Source organism: Thermodesulfomicrobium sp. WS, assembly GCF_027925145.1.
In the GTDB taxonomy this organism is placed as follows: Bacteria; Desulfobacterota; Desulfovibrionia; order Desulfovibrionales; family Desulfomicrobiaceae; genus Thermodesulfomicrobium.
The window spans coordinates 2,112,454-2,128,957 of sequence record NZ_AP027130.1; the positions used below are offsets into that span (position 1 = coordinate 2,112,454).

The 16,504-nt window shown below is 59.0% G+C and carries 14 protein-coding genes and 1 other RNA gene; 8 read left to right on the forward strand and 7 right to left on the reverse strand.

All coding sequences use genetic code 11. The features are described 5' to 3' along the window. Positions 1–16: 16 nt before the first annotated feature. Both QMF81_RS10145 and QMF81_RS10150 read right to left on the reverse strand, forming a co-directional pair. Entirely contained in the window at positions 17–463 is a 447-nt protein-coding gene (locus QMF81_RS10145; protein WP_281750686.1) for a DsrE/DsrF/DrsH-like family protein, read from the reverse strand. A gap of 18 nt (positions 464–481) precedes the next feature. After that, complete coding sequence (locus QMF81_RS10150) at positions 482–1,018, reverse strand: bacterioferritin (protein WP_281750687.1); 537 nt, start codon at positions 1,016–1,018, stop codon at positions 482–484. Between the two features lie 122 nt (positions 1,019–1,140). On the opposite strand from QMF81_RS10150, the gene QMF81_RS10155 reads away from it, so the two are divergent. The 6 genes from QMF81_RS10155 to ssrA all read left to right on the forward strand — a co-directional run bounded on the left by QMF81_RS10155 (position 1,141) and on the right by ssrA (position 8,244). Continuing rightward, positions 1,141–1,620, forward strand: coding sequence for a DUF721 domain-containing protein (locus tag QMF81_RS10155; RefSeq protein ID WP_281750688.1), 480 nt, complete (start codon positions 1,141–1,143; stop codon positions 1,618–1,620). Positions 1,621–1,787: 167 nt separating this feature from the next. Further along, the gene (locus QMF81_RS10160; protein WP_281750689.1) at positions 1,788–2,129 is read left to right on the forward strand and encodes a metalloregulator ArsR/SmtB family transcription factor; all 342 of its coding nucleotides are present in this window, start codon (positions 1,788–1,790) and stop codon (positions 2,127–2,129) included. Positions 2,130–2,138: 9 nt separating this feature from the next. Continuing rightward, positions 2,139–3,584 (forward strand): TolC family protein, encoded by a 1,446-nt coding sequence (locus QMF81_RS10165; protein ID WP_281750690.1) that lies wholly within the window; start codon positions 2,139–2,141, stop codon positions 3,582–3,584. Between the two features lie 29 nt (positions 3,585–3,613). Beyond that, positions 3,614–4,720, forward strand: a complete 1,107-nt coding sequence (locus QMF81_RS10170; protein ID WP_281750691.1) for an efflux RND transporter periplasmic adaptor subunit — start codon at positions 3,614–3,616, stop codon at positions 4,718–4,720. Beyond that, on the forward strand, positions 4,717–7,800 hold the full coding sequence (locus QMF81_RS10175) for an efflux RND transporter permease subunit (RefSeq protein ID WP_281750692.1): 3,084 nt from the start codon (positions 4,717–4,719) through the stop codon (positions 7,798–7,800). Before QMF81_RS10170 ends, QMF81_RS10175 begins: the two co-directional genes overlap by 4 nt. A 57-nt stretch (positions 7,801–7,857) precedes the next feature. Then, positions 7,858–8,244, forward strand: a transfer-messenger RNA (tmRNA) gene (gene ssrA / locus QMF81_RS10180). A 260-nt stretch (positions 8,245–8,504) separates the two neighbouring features. On the opposite strand, the gene hydF is transcribed toward ssrA, so the two are convergent. The 5 genes from hydF to QMF81_RS10205 form a co-directional block, all read right to left on the reverse strand. Next, entirely contained in the window at positions 8,505–9,731 is a 1,227-nt protein-coding gene (hydF, locus tag QMF81_RS10185) for a [FeFe] hydrogenase H-cluster maturation GTPase HydF (RefSeq protein WP_281750693.1), read from the reverse strand. Then, a complete protein-coding gene (locus tag QMF81_RS10190) occupies positions 9,728–11,047 on the reverse strand; it encodes a lyase family protein (protein WP_281750694.1) in 1,320 nt (439 codons plus the stop codon). Before QMF81_RS10190 ends, hydF begins: the two co-directional genes overlap by 4 nt. Further along, positions 11,037–12,032, reverse strand: a complete 996-nt coding sequence (gene hydE, locus QMF81_RS10195; RefSeq protein ID WP_281750695.1) for a [FeFe] hydrogenase H-cluster radical SAM maturase HydE — start codon at positions 12,030–12,032, stop codon at positions 11,037–11,039. Before hydE ends, QMF81_RS10190 begins: the two co-directional genes overlap by 11 nt. 415 nt (positions 12,033–12,447) lie before the next feature. Next, entirely contained in the window at positions 12,448–12,822 is a 375-nt protein-coding gene (locus tag QMF81_RS10200) for an iron hydrogenase small subunit (RefSeq protein WP_281750696.1), read from the reverse strand. A 12-nt stretch (positions 12,823–12,834) separates the two neighbouring features. Further along, the gene (locus tag QMF81_RS10205; RefSeq protein ID WP_281750697.1) at positions 12,835–14,100 is read right to left on the reverse strand and encodes a [FeFe] hydrogenase, group A; all 1,266 of its coding nucleotides are present in this window, start codon (positions 14,098–14,100) and stop codon (positions 12,835–12,837) included. Positions 14,101–14,549: 449 nt separating this feature from the next. Between QMF81_RS10205 and QMF81_RS10210 the strand changes: the two genes are divergently transcribed. Together QMF81_RS10210 and hydG are read left to right on the forward strand one after the other, a co-directional pair. Further along, positions 14,550–14,795, forward strand: a complete 246-nt coding sequence (locus QMF81_RS10210) for a TM1266 family iron-only hydrogenase system putative regulator (RefSeq protein WP_281750698.1) — start codon at positions 14,550–14,552, stop codon at positions 14,793–14,795. 14 nt (positions 14,796–14,809) lie between these two features. Next, positions 14,810–16,216 (forward strand): [FeFe] hydrogenase H-cluster radical SAM maturase HydG, encoded by a 1,407-nt coding sequence (gene hydG, locus QMF81_RS10215; RefSeq protein WP_281750699.1) that lies wholly within the window; start codon positions 14,810–14,812, stop codon positions 16,214–16,216. Positions 16,217–16,504 lie beyond the last annotated feature (288 nt).

Sequence of the window (16,504 nt, forward strand, 5' to 3'; positions counted from 1 at the left end):
GGCACACGCAACGCGACTAGGTATAGAGCAAGATCTTACATTCCTTGGCATAGCGGAGAAACTCTTCCGCGGTCATAATCGTCACGCCATCAATAAAGTCCTTCTCCGAAAGGCCCATCATATCCACCGTCATACGGCACGCGACAAAACGCACCCCTTCCATCTGCGCCATTTCTTGAAGGTCTCCAACCGATGGAATGTTGGCGGCATCCATCTTTTGCTTCATCATCCAGGTGGCAACACTTGCCATGCCTGGAATCGCCCCCATAAAGCCTGGGGGATGGAATTTGATCTTGTCGATCCAACCTTTCCGGATGACGTTGATCCCCATGAACGTATAAAAGACCGAGGCTTCCATGCCCAAACGGCAGGCGTTGATGCCAAGAATCAGCCCCGGATACACCCCTTCGAGCGTATCTTTCGAGGTGATAAATGCCGCGGATTCCCGAGGTGCGGTTGCCATAAGGCCCTCCTTTTTCCGTTATGCACCTGCAGAACCTCCCAACACAAACCCCTTGGTCGCCGGTCCTGTGGACGCCGAAGTCCCGGCAATCTTGGAAAGATAGGTGTCGCCGAGGGTGGCGATGTGGTTACCGACGTTGTCGAAGTAGTTCATGTGTGCCTGCTCTTCCTCGATAATGGTCTCAAAGAGCTTGAGGCTCACACTGTCGCCGCAATCCCGGCACACTAAGGCAAACTGGTTGTACTGATCGATGGTGTCATCCTCCAGGGTGGCGTCAAAGGGAAAGATTTCCCGCACGCCCTGCCCTTTCTTGAGGCTTCCCAGCGGATCGGTGGTGGGCTCTCCGCCCAGCTCCTTGATGCGCTCGGCAAACATCTCCGCATGCCGCATCTCGTCGATGGCGATGAGCTTCACCTTGGCGGCCAGCTCGCCATAATCCATGGCGTCCAGACCATAATGCTGGTTCATGTACTGGGTAATGGCATAGAGCTCCATGGCCCGGGCCTGGTTGAGGACCTCGATGACTTTGGCGCGACGCTCTTCTTTGGACAGCATAGACAACTCCTTATTATGGGAAAGTGGGTTCTTTTTCCTGCAGCCTGCTCTCCCTATGCCCCAGCCTCGTGCGCAAAACAAGCCCCCTTGTCAGAATACGAACAACTGCATAGGCCCAAGGCATGTGGAGCAAACGCCGCGCCCGCACCCTGCAATCGGTCTCGCACGTCATGGCCTCGGCCCTCAGCGAAGAGGCGGCGCTGGAATTTGCCATCGCCGGCCTCTGGAGACGCTGGGAGGAACTGGCGGGCCCAGAACTGGGAAAGCTCCTCGTGCCGTTGGGGCACCAGGGGCGGGTCCTCCGTGTGGGCGCGCAGCACCCGGCCGTCCTTCAAGAAGCATCCTTTCTCGGCCCTGCCCTCCTCGATCGGGCCAACACCCTCCTGGGCCAGACCTATTTCCAAGAGGTACGCTTCGAGCTCCCCGGTTCCCGCACTGCCCTCAACCAAAACTTCCTTCCCCCGCCGCCCCCCAAGTCTCCCATGCCTCGTCCTGTCCCCATCGGCGGCTTGCAACTCCCCGAAGACTCTCCCGTGGGCCGGGCCTATCGCACCTACGTGGCTCGGCTGCGCGCCGCAGGTTCGGAAAACGACAATTCCTGATCCCAACAAAACCGCTCAGGCAACCGCATGGAGCCTCGGGGCACCAATCCCCGCAATGCGGCCCGAGGGGGAGGTGCCCGATTGTCCGGTAACACACGGGAGTGCACGCTCTTGACGAAGCCGGAGGAGCTCATTATTTTCTCATTTGACCAAATGAATGAATAACCATGAAAGCTGATGAAAAAAAACTTTTTGAGGCCAAGGCTGCAGTTTTGAAGGCATTGGCTCATCCCACCAGATTATGGATGATCGAGCAGCTTGCGGCTGGCGAAAAATGCGTGTGCGAGTTTGCCGAGCACATCGATGCAGATTTTTCCACTGTTTCCAAGCATCTGAGTGTACTCAAGCAAGCAGGCATCGTGCAGGACGAAAGACGGGGCAAACAGGTGTACTACCGTCTCAAGACCCCCTGCGTCATGAATTTCATGCATTGCGTGGAGGCGGTGCTTTCCGCACGCGCCTTGGAACATCTCTCAATGACGAGCCTCTCTGACTGGGGGCGCAAATAGGGACGTGGCATGAACGCGAAAGAGGCAAAGAGGCAATGTCATGGTCACGTTTTCGGGCCGTTGTCACGGCTCGGCATGGGGTTGAGGATGAACATTGGTGAAAGCTATGTTGCTCGTTACAGGGGGCGACTGTATCGCTTCCTGATACTTCTGGTGCTGCTTCTCTCGTCGAGCACGGTTGCATTGGCAAACAACGCAACATTGGACGCTTCAGCCCCTGCCGGAAACGGAGAAATTCTGTCGCTGGACCGTGCGATTGCGCTGGCTCTTTCGAACAACCCGGAAATCGCAGCCACGACCTGGGAGGTCACTGCAGCGGAAGAGAAACTCTCCGGCGCAAAGGCCGCTCGTTGGCCCATTTTCAACGCCAATGCGCTTTATCAGCGGAACATGGACGACCAGCGTCTTGTGCCGGCCCGGTATAACGGCGAACTGGGAATTTTTGATGATGACATCTCCAGTGCGGACGTGACCCTCCGGATCCCCCTTTACAGCGGCGGAAAGATCACGAGTGAAATCAAGACGGCGGAGCTGTTGCATCTGGCTGAGAAAAAACGCTTGGCCCGAACCCGTGAGGAACTCGTCTTCAATGTCTTGAATACCTTTTATGGCATCCTCGGACAGCAGGCAGTCATTCGCGCCGTCGAGCAGTCCATCGAGACCATGGAAAGCCACCTGAAGAAAAGCAAGGCTCTGGAGAAGATGGGCAAGGCCGCGCCGGTGGATGTGATGCGCACGGAGGTCCGATTGGCCGAATTGGGACAGTCCCTGATCCGAGAGAAGAACGCGTTGGCCGTTGCCAAACGTCTGCTGGCCAACCTGATGGGGGCCCGTGAAGCGGCCTGGAGCGTCTCCGGTGCGTTGCCCATGCCCGAACCACTTCCTGGAACTCCGGAATCCCTGATAGCCAAGTCATTGGAAACACGCCCCGATTATCAGGCCGCAAAGGAGCGGTTGGCGGCTCAAGAACACAAGGTGGACACCGCAAAAGCCGGAAACCTGCCGGCGGTGTCCCTGGTGGGCAGCTATGGCGGACGGATGGCCGGAACGACGGAGGCCGCGGAGACCGGAGCGGTCGGCATCAGCCTGAGCGTTCCCCTCTTCGATGGTGGACGCGTCGAAGCCCAGGTCAGGCAGGAAAGGGCCTTGCTGGCCGCAGCTCGTGAACGGCTGGGCAAACTTGAATTGCAGATCCGACAGGACGTGGAAACCGCACTGCTGAATTGTGACGCCAGCGACCGTCAGCTCGAAGTCGCACGCCACTCCGTAATGCTGGCAGAAGAAGTCTTGCGCATAGAGCGTCTCAAGTACGAAATGGGGCGGGGAACCGCTCTGGACGTCTTGGATGCGCAGTCGGCCCTGCTGCAGGCCCACACGAATGTCGTGCGAGCCATGGTCGACAGCAATATTTCACGCGCCAGGCTGGCCCTGGCCATGGGAGGGCAGATCAAGTGAAAAAATCATATATCATTGCGGGAATCGGGTTGATCGTCCTGCTGGGGGTGTTCGTTGTCGGGGTGGGGAGAAATTGGCTGAACCGGCAGGTTCAAGGTACCGTGGGGAATCAGACTTCAGGGGTCGATGTCGGCAAGAAGCCGCCACAACCCGCCCAGCAGCCTCCCGCGGTGACCATTGAGGTGGTGAAGGCTGGCGTCTTTCGGCAGTACATCGCCTTGAGCGGAACCGTGGAGGCTTCGACCGTGGCCGTTTTGGCCTCTCCTGCGGAAGGACCAGTGCTCCATTGCGCGGTGCGCGAAGGCGACCGTGTACGCGCGGGCCAAGCCGTCGTACGCATCGGACGGCAGGATTCGGCCCTGGCGTCGCGCTCTTCGGCCGCAGAGGAACTCCGTCGACAGCAGGAGGAATACCGTCGCATCGTCACCCTGGTCGAAGCCAAGGCCCTGCCCGCCGATCAGCTCGATCTGGCCAAGTCCTCCCTGGAACGCGCCAAGGCAGCCATGATCCAGGCCAATCAGGCGGCTGGGGATTATGTCGTCACCGCCCCGTGGGATGGCATCGTTTCCCAGGTCCGGGTTTCGGACGGCAATTTCGTGGCCCCGCGCGCGCCTTTGGTCGACATCTACGATCCGGCCAGTCTAGTACTCCGCTTCAGCGTCGCCGAGGATCAGGCGTTTACTCTCAAAACTGGAAGTAAAGTCCTGGCGTCCTTCGACGGTCTGGGCGGCAAGGAATATGAACTGGAGATCGTCCGGGCCTTTCCCGGGCTTGACAAGAAGTTACGCACAAGGACCTTCGAGGCGGGTTTGCCCAAAGAAGACTTCATTCCCGGGATGTTCGCCCGGATCCGAGCGGTCCTCAAGGAAGATCCGTCTGCGTTGACCGTGCCGGTCGATGCCGTGCAGACGCAGGGGGGGAAACGCAGCGTCTTTGTGGTTCGGGATGGTCTTGCCACACGGCGCACGATCGAAGTGGGGTTCGAGCAAGACGGCCGCATCGCGGTGCGTTCCGGTCTCGATGCCGGTGATCAGGTCGTGGTGGGCGGCATAGAGCGCGTCAAAGATGGAGTGCCAGTGCGTTTGAAGGGCGCTGAAGGACTCAATAAAAACGCAACGGGCGAGGCCAGGTCATGATCAAGACCGCCATATCGCGCCGGGTGTCCACGGCGATCCTGGCATTGGGGCTGGCTATCTTCGGGGCCTTGAACCTGAACATGCTGCCCGTGGATTTTCTGCCGTCGGTCAAATATCCACTCATCAAACTGTCCATTGTCTGGCCCGGAGCGACCCCCGAAGACATCGACCGTAACCTCGCCGATCCTATCGAACGCCAGCTCTCATCCGTCGACGGGCTGGACTTCCTGTCTTCCAGTTCCATGGAAGGCCTGTATCAGCTCGACGTCAACTATCGCTACGGCGTCGACATCGACGTCGCCTATCAAGATACGCTGGCCGCCTTTGCGCGGTCGTCCAAGGATCTTCCTCCGGATATCGAAGCCCCGGTCATCATCAAGGCCGATCCTTCGCAACTGCCCATCGTGCAGGCGGTCTTCGCGTCCGAAAGCATGAGCCTGACGGAGCTGCGGACCTGGATCGACTCCTGGCTGACCCAGCGCCTGCTGGCCGCCGGAGGCGTGGCGGCCGTGGATGTGGCGGGGGGGCTCAAGCGTGAAATCCGCATCCTTGTGGACACCGACAAGCTGGAGCGTCACGGACTGAGCCTGGACGTGGTCGAACGCCGCCTGAAGGAGGAGAATCTGCAGCGTGTCGGCGGCAGGGTCACGGGCGGACAGCGCGAGACCATCGTGCGCACCATGGGGGAATTCACGGGGATGGAGGCCATCCGCGACCTGGTCCTGGTCCGGGGCGAGGGGGAGGCGAGAGTCCGCTTGCGTGACGTGGCCCAAGTCGAAGATTCTCACGAAGAGGTGCGGCTGATCACCCGGCTGAACGGCAAACCGGCAGTGAAAGTCAACATTATCAAGCAGGCCGACGCCAACACCGTGCAGACGGTTCGAAATGTCGAACGTCGGCTGGCCGAGTTGGCCCCATCGTTTCCAGCGGATATCAGATACACGCTGGTCGAGAACCAGGCCGACTACATCAACGACTCGATCAAGGGCGTGCGCAACACGGCCCTGGAGGCGCTGGCACTCGTCGTACTCGTGCTGTTTCTGTTCTTGGGCAATCCTCGACAGGTGCTCATCATCGCCATCGCTTTGCCGTTTGCCTTGCTGGTCAACTTCTTCCTGATGCGTCTGGCCGGCTTTTCCTTGAACATTTTCTCCCTCGGGGGACTGGTTGTCGCCATCGGCGTCCTGCCCGACGCCTCCATCATCGTGGTCGAGAACATCACCCGGCTGCGTGGATTGCTCAAAGAGGGCACATCCTGTTCCATTGCCGAGACGGCCACCCGGGAGGTCGGCGGCGCGATCCTCGCGGCGACGATCACGTTCATCGCCCTGTTTTCCCCGTTCCTTTTGGTGCCAGGGTTGATCACACTGCTTTTCAGAGAGCTCGTTCTGGTCGTGCTCGGCCTTATGGTCATTGCGGGCGTGGGCGCCATCACCCTTACACCCATGCTCGGGGGCTTGATCCTGCGCGGCGGGCACAATGAGAATTCCTGGAGCGAGAGGATGAACAGGGGGCTGCAGGCCGGTTACGGCTGGCTGCTGCGTCATGCTTTGAGGTTCAGGATTGTGACCGTGGGTGTCTTTATCGGGTTGGCAGTTATCGGCGTGTTCCTTTTCCAGAAAGCGGGTGCGGAATTTTTCCCGGCCGTGGACGATGGTCGGATCGTCGTCAAGGTGCGCATGCCTGCAGGCGCGGCCCTGGGGCGCATGGACGAGATCAACAAGCAGGTCGAGGCGCTGGTGCTCGGGGATGAGCGCGTGCGCAGCGTGTTCACGCTCACAGGCGGAGCGGTGCGCGGATTGTATACGAACAAGATCGGCAACGAAGGCGAAGTCGATATTGAGCTCGTCCCGCCCTCAAAGCGCGATCTGACCACCACGGAATTCATCAAGGAGCTGCGCCCCAAAGTCGCCAAGCTGCACGCTCCGGGAGCCACCCTGGCGGTCAATCAGGCCAAGATGCGCGGCATTCGTTCCCTTGGGCAGGCTGACATCGAGGTCGAGATCAATGGCTCGGATATCGACAGCCTCTTCACCTTGGCCAATGACGTGGCTGGGCGACTCAAGCAGCGGCCGGAACTGATCAATGTGTACATCTCCCTGGATTCTTCCAAACCCGAATGGCAGGTGGATATCGATCGCACCAAGGCGGCTGAATACGGGCTCAGCGTCGCCGCCATCGCTTCATCGCTGCACGGCTATATCGGGGGTGATGTTCCCACCCGCTACCGCGAGGCCAGCGATCTGTATGACATCCGCGTCATCGTGCCGGAACAGCGTCTGCGCTCGCGCAGTGACGTGGAAAATCTCATCATCACGACTCCATCGGGCGGTTATGTGCGATTGCGGGACGTGGCGCAGGTACATCCGGCCACGGGGCCCGTCGAAATCATCCGCAAGAATCAGGTCAAGCAGGTCATCGTTCGTTGCGATCCTGCGGGAACGGATCTGAACACGGGCAAGGCTGCGGTCACATCCGTTCTCTCCGAAATCGCCTGGCCCACTGGCTATGGGTACTCTCTCGGCGGCAAGGCCCTGCAGATGGCCGAGATGCAGGGTGTAGTCAAAAGCATCCTTGGCTACGCCCTGTTCTTTTCCTTCATCGTGCTTGCCGTGCAATTCAACAACATGCGCTTGCCACTGGTCATCCTGTTCGCTGCCCCCTTTTGTCTCACAGGGCTTGGCTACGGACTTTGGCTGGGAGGGCAGCCTTTCGGCGCCACGGTCATCATCGCGGCCATGATCGTGCTGGCGGCCAACGTCATCGACGGCGTGCTTTTGATCGAAACGGCGGAACATCAGCGCAAGGACGGCGTTCCGCTTATGGAGGCGACCCTTCATGCGGGCTTGAGCCGTTTGCGGCCTCGGCTCATGACGGTATTGCCGGCCGTTCTCGGGTTCACCCCCCTGGCGTTCGCCCTTGAAGAAGGCGGTGAATTGCTGCGCCCCATGGCCGCGGCGGCCATCGGAGGATTGCTGCTCAATGTTTTTGTGGCCCTTTTTCTTGTGCCCGTGCTGTACACGTTCCTCGCTTCCCGCCAATCCTCATCCGTGCCTGAAGCCGACGATAGTGTCCGGTAACAGGAGGTCGAAGCGGCCTTGCTTTTCCCCAACGAGTACCTATACTGCAAAGCACACGGGGCCGCCCTGGTTTCGACGGGGATAATGCGGCCAAGGTTGCAGGTCGAGGGGCTGGGAGGTCCTCGAAAAAACCCAGCACAATCACAAGTGCCGAAGACAACTTCGAGTACGCTCTCGCTGCCTAATTAGGCATGCAAGAGTTTGGCGGCAGAGACCGCCACATCCGTGCGGCCAAGGCCCCATACGCCGCATCCGGGTGTCACCCCCATGGGGCTGGCAACGGTCCGTAGCCAGAGCGGACCGGCGCGAGACTCCTTCTGGCTGGCCGGTCGGACGCCCGTCCTGGGGCTCCCCGATCGGCAAGAATGCAAACCAGGACTAAACCTGTAGACGCTTTGCGCCAAGTGTTCTCGGACGCGGGTTCGATTCCCGCCGGCTCCACCATTTAGAAAAGACAAACCCGTCTCTCTGGGGTCATTCCCCGGGGTGACGGGTTTTCTTTTCTCCTTGTTTCTCAAGGGGTTGCACCCGTTGCACGTCTTTCCCAAGCACCTCTCCGTGGGGAGCCTCCCGAAGAAATCTGGACACCTCATTGGTTGCGGAATGAGTGCGACCGGAGGTGGCTGACACATTCCGGGTGGGGCAACATGCGAGAACAGAAGGACATCCTCTGAAGCAGAGGAAACCGTTCCCCTTTTGGGTCGCTATGCCCCCCGAAGGAAGACCGCATGCTCATAGGGAAAAGGTTCCAATGCCCGGGGGAGCAGGCCGTTGGCCCAGGCCAGAAAGAACCCATAATTGAGCGTGTGCACGCCCAAGCGCTGCATGGTGTGCAGCCGGTGCATGATCTTCAGGCGGCTCGCCATGCACCCCGCGCAATTGATCACCATGAAAAACTCCTTGAGTTCCTCGTCGGGCGGCAGCTCCCGAGCGAAGGAAAAGTGCGCGTCCTGCTGCACCAACTGCTTGAAGAGCCGGGGGATCTTCACCGTGCCGATGTCATCGGCCTGCCGATGATGGCTGCATGACTCCAGCACCAGAATCCGCGCCCCCGGCGGCACCTGCCCAAGGGCCCGCACGCCCCGCACGTAGGCCGCCAGATCCCCCTTCTTCCGCCCGAAGAGAATCGAAAAGCTTGTGAGCGGCTGATCCGCATCAACGTCCGCCGCCACCTTGCTGAACACCTGGCTGTCGCAGATCACGAGCTTCGGCCGCCTCGGGAGGGCTCGATAAAATTCGTAAAGCTCCCGCTCCTTCACCATCAGCACCCCGCAATCCCGGTCCAGCAAATCACGGATCGTCTCGACCTGCGGCAGAATCAGCCGGCCTTTGGGCGCCGCGAGATCAATGGGGATCACCAACAGCACCAGATCCCCCTCCTGCACCAACCCCTCCACTGGTGTCATCTCAGGGTCGATCCCCTCAGCCATCCGGATGAGCAGCTTGCGCAGCTCCGTCACCCCACGCCCCGAGAGATTGTCCACCGCCGCATGGGGCAGATCCCGCAACGCCTCGACCTTCGACGCGTCCGTCGGCCGATCGGCGAAGGTGAGCGCCGCCACCACGGGCCGTCCCGAGCCTCGAATCGCCTCCAGCAACGCCTTCTCGGAAAGCGACAGGGGACGATCCCCCGGCGTCACCAAGAGCACCAGATGTGCTTCGCGCAAGAGTTCCTCGGTGCGGCGGCGACGGTGTGCGCCGATCGCGCCATCGGGCTCGTCGTCGTCGAGCCCCGCCGTGTCCGAGAAGGCTACAGGGCCCAGCGGCCCCAGCTCGAAGCTCTTGGTCACCGGATCCGTGGTCGTGCCCGGCCGGTCGGTGACGATGGAAATTTCCTTGCCGAAGAGGTTGTTCATCAGCGACGACTTGCCGCTGTTTCGGTCTCCGGCCAGCACGATGCGCACCTGTTCCGCCAACGGCGTATTGATCATGCGTTGCCTCCGTTCATGCCCGCCAGATGTCCGGGCGAAAGCCACGAGCGCACCTCGTCGAGGGGCGTGCCCGTCTCCCGCGCCACCAGGGCCGCCAATTCCTCCAGCGACGCAGGAGGCGACGGCGCCTTCTCGTAGAGCGCCTTGACCCGGTGATAGCCCAGCTTGGGGGTGAGAGCGTTCATCATGGCGAGCGATCCTGCCAGATTACGCTCCATGCGCGCCGCGTTCACCCGCAGACCGTCCAGAAAGCGCGTGCGGAAGGCCGCTATGGCCCACTGGAGCGCCTCGCCTGCCGAGAGCAACGCGGCGTAGGTGTGCGGGAGAAAAGGGTTCAACTGCAACTGTCCCGCGGCCGCGTACTGTCCCACCTTCCAGGCCTCGCCCTGTACGTGCACGGCCAGCCCTCGGACATGCTCCAGTATCACCGGGTTGGTCTTCGCCGCCATGATCGACGACCCCGCCTGCAGGCGCGGATGCTCCATTTCCCCCACCATCGACGAGGTGTAGAGCAGCAGATCACCGCACATCTTGAACAGGTTTACCGCGCACAGGGCGAACCCGTTCGCCAGTTCCGCCCAGGCGTCGAGGTTCGAGATCTCGTCGGGGAGATTCTGGCTCCGGCAAAGGGGAAGCCCTGTAATGCTTCGCAATGCCCGTTCCGCCGCGTAGATGTAACTCCGAGGCGCGGAAAAACAGGTGCCGATGGCCGTGCCGCCCAGAGGAATGGTGCGGATGCGCTCCTTGAGCTTGTTCAGCCGCCAGCGGTCGCGCTCCGTCGCCCCCGCCCAGGCCCCGAAAACCTGCCCCAACGTCATGGGCAGCGCGGACTGCATCTCCGTGCGCCCTTCCATCAACAGGTTCTCGAATTGCCGCTCCCGGGCCACCAGCGCCTCCTGCAGCTCGATGACCTCGCGTTCCACCTCCGTGAGCAGACGATAGAGGGAGATGGTGACCGCAGTGGGCACCACGTCGTTGGTTGACTGGTAGCGGTTGATATCTTCAATGGGATCGAGCCCCCCCGCCAGCGACGCCAACACCTCGTTCATGTTCATGTTGAGGCTTGTGCCCGCTCCCCCCTGCATGAGGGGCAGGGGGAAGCGTTCCGGGTGTTTCCCCACCGCCACCTCGAGGCAAGCCGCTTCCAACGCGGCGAAGACCTCGTCAGGCCAGCGCCGTTCCGTCTCCTGCACCGCCCGCAGACAGGCCAGCTTCACCTCCGCCAATGCCCGCACCAAGGGAGCCGGAGTCGAGCCCTCTCCGAAGTTTCGCAGCGCAGCGGCGGTTTCCGGGCCCCAAAAGGCTTCAGCATGCACGGCGCAACTCCACGCTTTTGGAGTCGCCGCGCTCGAAGGAAAGCACCTTCCCAACGGAGGCGACGCGTTGTCGTATGTCTTCCAGGCAGGCCTCGCTGCTTTCGTCGATGCAGATCTTGCCCGGGTAGATCCGATAGCGCTGCTTCGCCTCGATGGGCGATAGGTTCGGCATGAGCACATTGGCCCCCGAGGTCAGCATCTTCTCACGCCCCAGCGGGTCCACAGACCCCGCCGCCGTGGTGGCGGGTATGTTGGCGTAAGGGAGCAGCAGGCGCACGAGCGCTACCGCCTGAAGCGTGGGCTCCAGTGACGGAGCGGGGGCGTCGCGCAGGGGGGTGTCCGGATGGGGGATGAAAGGGCCCACACCCACCATGTCCAACTCCAACTCCCGACAGAGCAGGATATTGTTGTAGAACGTGGTCTCGCTCTCGCCAGGAAGCCCCGTCATGAAGCCCGATCCCACTTCGAAACCCAGTTCCTTGAGATCGAACAGGGCTTGCAGTCGCCGGGCATAGGGCACGCCGCCGCGCAAATGCGTGTGCAACGCCTCGTCGCTGGTCTCGAAGCGGAGCAGGTAGCGATCGGCCCCCGCATTTTTGAACGCCGCGTAGTGGCTTCGGGGGCGGATGCCGAGGCTCAAGGTCACCGCCGCCTCGCCGCCTGTGGCGTTTCTGACACCCTCCACCATGCGGCAATAGTCATCCGTGGAGAAGGCGGGATCTTCGCCTCCCTGCAGCACGAAGGTGCGGATACCCCGGGCATACCCCTCACGGGCCAGCGCAACGATCTCCTCAGGAAAGAGGCGGTAGCGGGCGATGCGCTGGTTGGAGCAGCGAATGCCGCAGTACAGGCAGTCCATGGCGCAGTGATTCGAAATCTCCACCAATCCCCGCACGAAGACGCGATTTCCCCAAACCGCCTCGCACGCGGCATTGGCCTCAGCGCGCAAATCGTCCAGCGACCGGCATGCTGCATAGTCCCGCAAGTCGGCAGGCGTTAGGGGCCCACGGGTGTTCCCAAGAGACACCACCCTCCCTCTCGACGAAGATGCGGTGCTCCGCCATGGTACGCAACAGTCTCTCATCAGCCCGTTTCCTCAACAAGATATTCGATGGCCGCCTTACCGCGCGCCTGCACCGCATTTCGATGGGCGCCTTACCGCGCGCTTGCACCGCATAAAGAAATGCAATTCTCAAGATTCATTATGAAGCGAAAAAATGATCATTTCAAGATGGTAGTCCGGATTTTCCTACCGCAATCAATGAATGCGATTCGTTGAACTGGTTGATATAGAGGATATCCGGCGCTGTTGTACACGGAGGTAAAAATCCCATCCCCCAACCCTCGAACGCAGAAAATTTCCTGATCTCAGGCCATGGGGAAGGAACGCACATCATCCGTTATTCATACGGATAGGTATTTCCTTGGAATTCCTTGGCACGCGGATTCGGATACTTGCCCTCCGCGATAAGACGCTTCACGCCTTTAGAGCGATCGGTGAAATGCATGTGGAGGAACTGATGGGCTTTATGACTATTGGGGTGTTCCAGCCAATCTTTGTACAGTTTGATGACCTGAGGATTTTCTTGAGATGCACGGAATTTGAAACCGGCATCCGCTCCATATACCCCGTTGATACGGTCGAGCATATAGTCTTTGAGGGTTTTGGCGGCAGCGACTGCCCGCGCCGTCCACCGCAAGCTCACCAATGTAGCGCCGCAGGCAATGCACCCCACCTTCAGAAACTGACGACGAGTAAACTCCATGATACGCATGGTCTTCTCTCCTTAGGCCTTATTTTCTGCCATCATGCGCAGCCGCTTCTTGAGACCGGCATAAAACTTGGTCGTGGTGCGGTCCATGGATTCGAGAACACCCGGCATAATGGGCTGACCGCCGCCACAAACACAGCCGCCCGGGCAGGCCATGAATTCTACAAAATGCCATGGCGCCTTACCGGACTTGATGGTTTCGCACACGTCGCGGAAACGCTTGGCCCCGTGGACCACTGCCACATTCACCTTCACGTCCCCCACGGTAACGGTGCCTTCTTTGAGGCCACCGAGCCCACGCACCAGTTTAAAGTCCCAGGTCTCCGGTTTCTTGCTGGTGACGGCTTGATAGGCATAGCGCAAGGCCGCTTCCATGACGCCCCCGGTCACTCCAAAGATGGTGGCGCCGCCCGTGGACTCGCCCATCAGCGTATCCCGAGAGCCATCGGGAAGGTTCGCGAAGTCAATCCCCGCCTTCTTGATCATATACGCCAATTCACGCGTGTCGATGGTCGCGTCGATGTCATGGTAACCACTGGACCACAAATCCGGACGCATCCCTTCGTACTTCTTGGCCGTGCACGGCATGATAGAGACCGTATAAACTTTGGCGCGATCATACTTCATGGTATCAGCGCCGTAGGTCTTGGCCAAAGCCCCCATCATGCCAATGGGCGACTTGGCCGTGGAGAGATGCGGAAGAAGTTCTGGATAGAACGACTCCACATATTTGTGCCAGCCCGGACAGCACGACGTAAACTGCGGCAAGGGGGCGTCGATCTTTTTGGTGAGCCGACCAATGAACTCCGTACCCTCCTCCCAGATGGTCACATCGGCCGTGAACTCATTGTCCCACACATGATCAAAGCCAAGTTTCTGCAATGCACTGAGCATCTTTCCTGTGGAAACTGATCCAACAGGCATCCCAAAGCAATCCCCCAAAGCATACCGAACAGCAGGCGCAGGCATTGCTATGACTTTGATATTTGGATCTTTGAGTTTCTTCTCAATCTCAGAAACCCAAGACTGAGCCTCATAAATTGCTCCAACAGGACAATGCGTCAGACATTGGCCGCAATTGATACATAGTTCAATATGAGGAATGCTATGCGCTTCTCCTGTCTCACCATATACGGCATTGGTAGGACAGTACTGCTGGCAAGTGTCACAACCAATACATTTTTCTGGGTCAATCTTGATGAAGTACAGTTCATCCGGATTCGCCTTGGGATCCGGAGCGTGGTCTTCATACCCCACTTTTTCCATGATGATCCGTTCCATACGCCTTTTACCTCCTTGTTTTTCAACGACTTGGTGACGGCACTGCCGCCAGGTCCGATGACATGCTCACCTCCTTACTTGGAAATTTTTCCGCAAGCAGCACCGTGCACCCCTTGGCCCCGTAGAAATGTGTTACCATTTAAAATTGAGTATTCATTAGTGTCAACATTATTTCTGCAAAGAAAAAGGCTTTTCAAAAAGATAAAAAATTTCAAATATTTTTTATTATAGTAGCACTATTTTATATTTTATACTCTTTTTTTGTAAAAAAATATTGACTCCTCCCCCCGTCCAAGGCATGGTGCCTCCGCACATAGCCATTGGCGGAGAACATGCCTGCGGGAAGGGGTCCCCTGAACCTCAGGGCGAGAACACACTTGCCCGAGAGGCATGTTCTGTTCGCGCCCCCACCGCCGCCGCGTTCTCCTCCGCAGCTCAAAGGAGTCTTGATGATGGAGAAACGCATCGGTATCATTGGTATTTTTATCCGGGAGCGCAAAAATGCCGCTCCTGAAGTCAACGCCCTCCTCAGCGAATACGCAGAACTCATCGCCGGCCGCATTGGTCTTCCTTTTCGGGAAAAGGGCATCCATGTCATCGGCCTCATCGTCGAGGCGACCACCGATGAAATGGGCGCCCTCACGGGAAAACTGGGCATGGTCGAAGGCGTTCGCGTCAAATCATTTGTAGCGTAGTGGAGGATGGCACTATGAAAAAGAGCACACCCAATTTCATCGACGAACAACAAATCTGGCAGGACATAGAAGCAGGAAAAACAGCATCATCCAAACATGCTCTCCATATTATTGAAAAAGCAAAGACATGCACGGGACTTCTTCCAAAAGAGGCGGCTATTCTGCTCCAAAATACAGACCGAGATATTGATGCGGCAATCTTCGATGCTGCGCTCCATGTCAAAAAACGTATCTATGGGAACAGGTTTGTTCTTTTTGCTCCGCTCTACATCACCAACGAATGTTCCAATCAGTGCAGGTACTGTGGATTCAACGCAAAAAACAAAGAACTTATCCGTAAGACTCTTTCTAAGGAAGATATTCGGCGAGAAGTCGAGGCATTGGAAAACATCGGGCATAAGCGTCTGCTTCTGGTATACGGCGAGCATCCCAAATTCGGTGCCCAATGGATCGCCGAGACCGTCCATACCGTCTATGCAGTAACATCACAAAAGAGCGGAGAGATCCGAAGGGTCAACATCAATTGCGCCCCCCTCGATGTCGAAGGCTTTCGCCTGCTCCACGAGGCAGGCATTGGCACCTATCAATGCTTCCAAGAAACCTACCATCAAGAAACCTATGCCGCCATGCATCCAGCGGGTCGCAAACAAGACTACCTCTGGCGTCTTTATGCCTTGCACCGGGCCCAAGAGGCCGGCATTGACGACGTAGCCCTTGGAGCGCTCTTTGGTCTTTTCGACTCCACCTTCGAAGTTCTCGGTCTGCTGTATCATGCGGCACAGTTGGAGAAAGATTTCGGCGTGGGGCCGCACACCATCTCCTTTCCTCGATTGGAGCCGGCGTTGGGCTCGGACATCGCTTTCCATCCGCCGCATCCCGTGTCGGACCACCAATTCAAGAAAATCGTGGCAGTACTGCGACTGGCCGTACCGTACACCGGCCTTATCCTCACCACGCGGGAGCGAGCGGAGTTGCGTAAGGAACTCCTGGAAGTCGGAGTATCCCAACTTTCTGCAGGCTCACGGACCTATCCTGGCGCCTACTCCGACCCCGAGTACAACCGGCCCGAAGTGCAGCAGTTCTGCATTGGCGACAACCGCTCCCTCGACGAGGTCATCGGCGCCATCGTGCGGGAACATGGCTACATCCCCTCCTGGTGCACCGCCTGCTATCGTTTGGGCCGCACCGGAGAGCACTTCATGGCTCTGGCCAAAAAGGGCTTCATTCAAGACTTCTGTCGCCCCAACGCCATGCTCACTTTCAAAGAATACCTCCTCGATTACGCATCCCCTGCCACCCGCCAGGCAGGCGAGACCCTCTTAGCCCAGGAATTGGAAAATTACCCCGACAGCCACCGCAAGGCCGCTCTCCTCCAGCGGTTTACCCGACTCGAGGCAGGAGAGCGTGACCTCTACTTCTAGCCGCATCCACGGAGGTATCCAGGGCTCCCCTAGGGGAGCCCCACCCCAGATCATGGCTCGGGGTGGGGAGCAGCTCGCGCCGGGAACATAGGGGCCATTCAACAAACATCGCACGGCCGTACCTGGCTTTCCTTGATGCTGTGTCCCGGCAATGATGACCATCCACGAAATGACAAGGTTTCCCTCTGGTACCGGGAGGATACCGAACTGGAACTAGCCCACTGGGCGATGGAAAGCGTCCCGCAAATCGGCGCCTGGGCGCTCACGGCCTAAAGTTTTCCCCCTCCG

Coding starts and splice junctions, on each gene's coding strand:
- QMF81_RS10145 (WP_281750686.1), bottom strand. CDS start 463: ATGGCAACCGCACCTCGGGAATCCGCGGCATTTATCACCTCGAAAGAT.
- QMF81_RS10150 (WP_281750687.1), bottom strand. CDS start 1,018: ATGCTGTCCAAAGAAGAGCGTCGCGCCAAAGTCATCGAGGTCCTCAAC.
- QMF81_RS10210 (WP_281750698.1), top strand. CDS start 14,550: ATGATGGAGAAACGCATCGGTATCATTGGTATTTTTATCCGGGAGCGC.
- hydG (WP_281750699.1), top strand. CDS start 14,810: ATGAAAAAGAGCACACCCAATTTCATCGACGAACAACAAATCTGGCAG.
- QMF81_RS10165 (WP_281750690.1), top strand. CDS start 2,139: ATGAACGCGAAAGAGGCAAAGAGGCAATGTCATGGTCACGTTTTCGGG.
- hydF (WP_281750693.1), bottom strand. CDS start 9,731: ATGATCAATACGCCGTTGGCGGAACAGGTGCGCATCGTGCTGGCCGGA.
- QMF81_RS10155 (WP_281750688.1), top strand. CDS start 1,141: ATGTGGAGCAAACGCCGCGCCCGCACCCTGCAATCGGTCTCGCACGTC.
- QMF81_RS10175 (WP_281750692.1), top strand. CDS start 4,717: ATGATCAAGACCGCCATATCGCGCCGGGTGTCCACGGCGATCCTGGCA.
- QMF81_RS10160 (WP_281750689.1), top strand. CDS start 1,788: ATGAAAGCTGATGAAAAAAAACTTTTTGAGGCCAAGGCTGCAGTTTTG.
- QMF81_RS10205 (WP_281750697.1), bottom strand. CDS start 14,100: ATGGAACGGATCATCATGGAAAAAGTGGGGTATGAAGACCACGCTCCG.
- QMF81_RS10200 (WP_281750696.1), bottom strand. CDS start 12,822: ATGCGTATCATGGAGTTTACTCGTCGTCAGTTTCTGAAGGTGGGGTGC.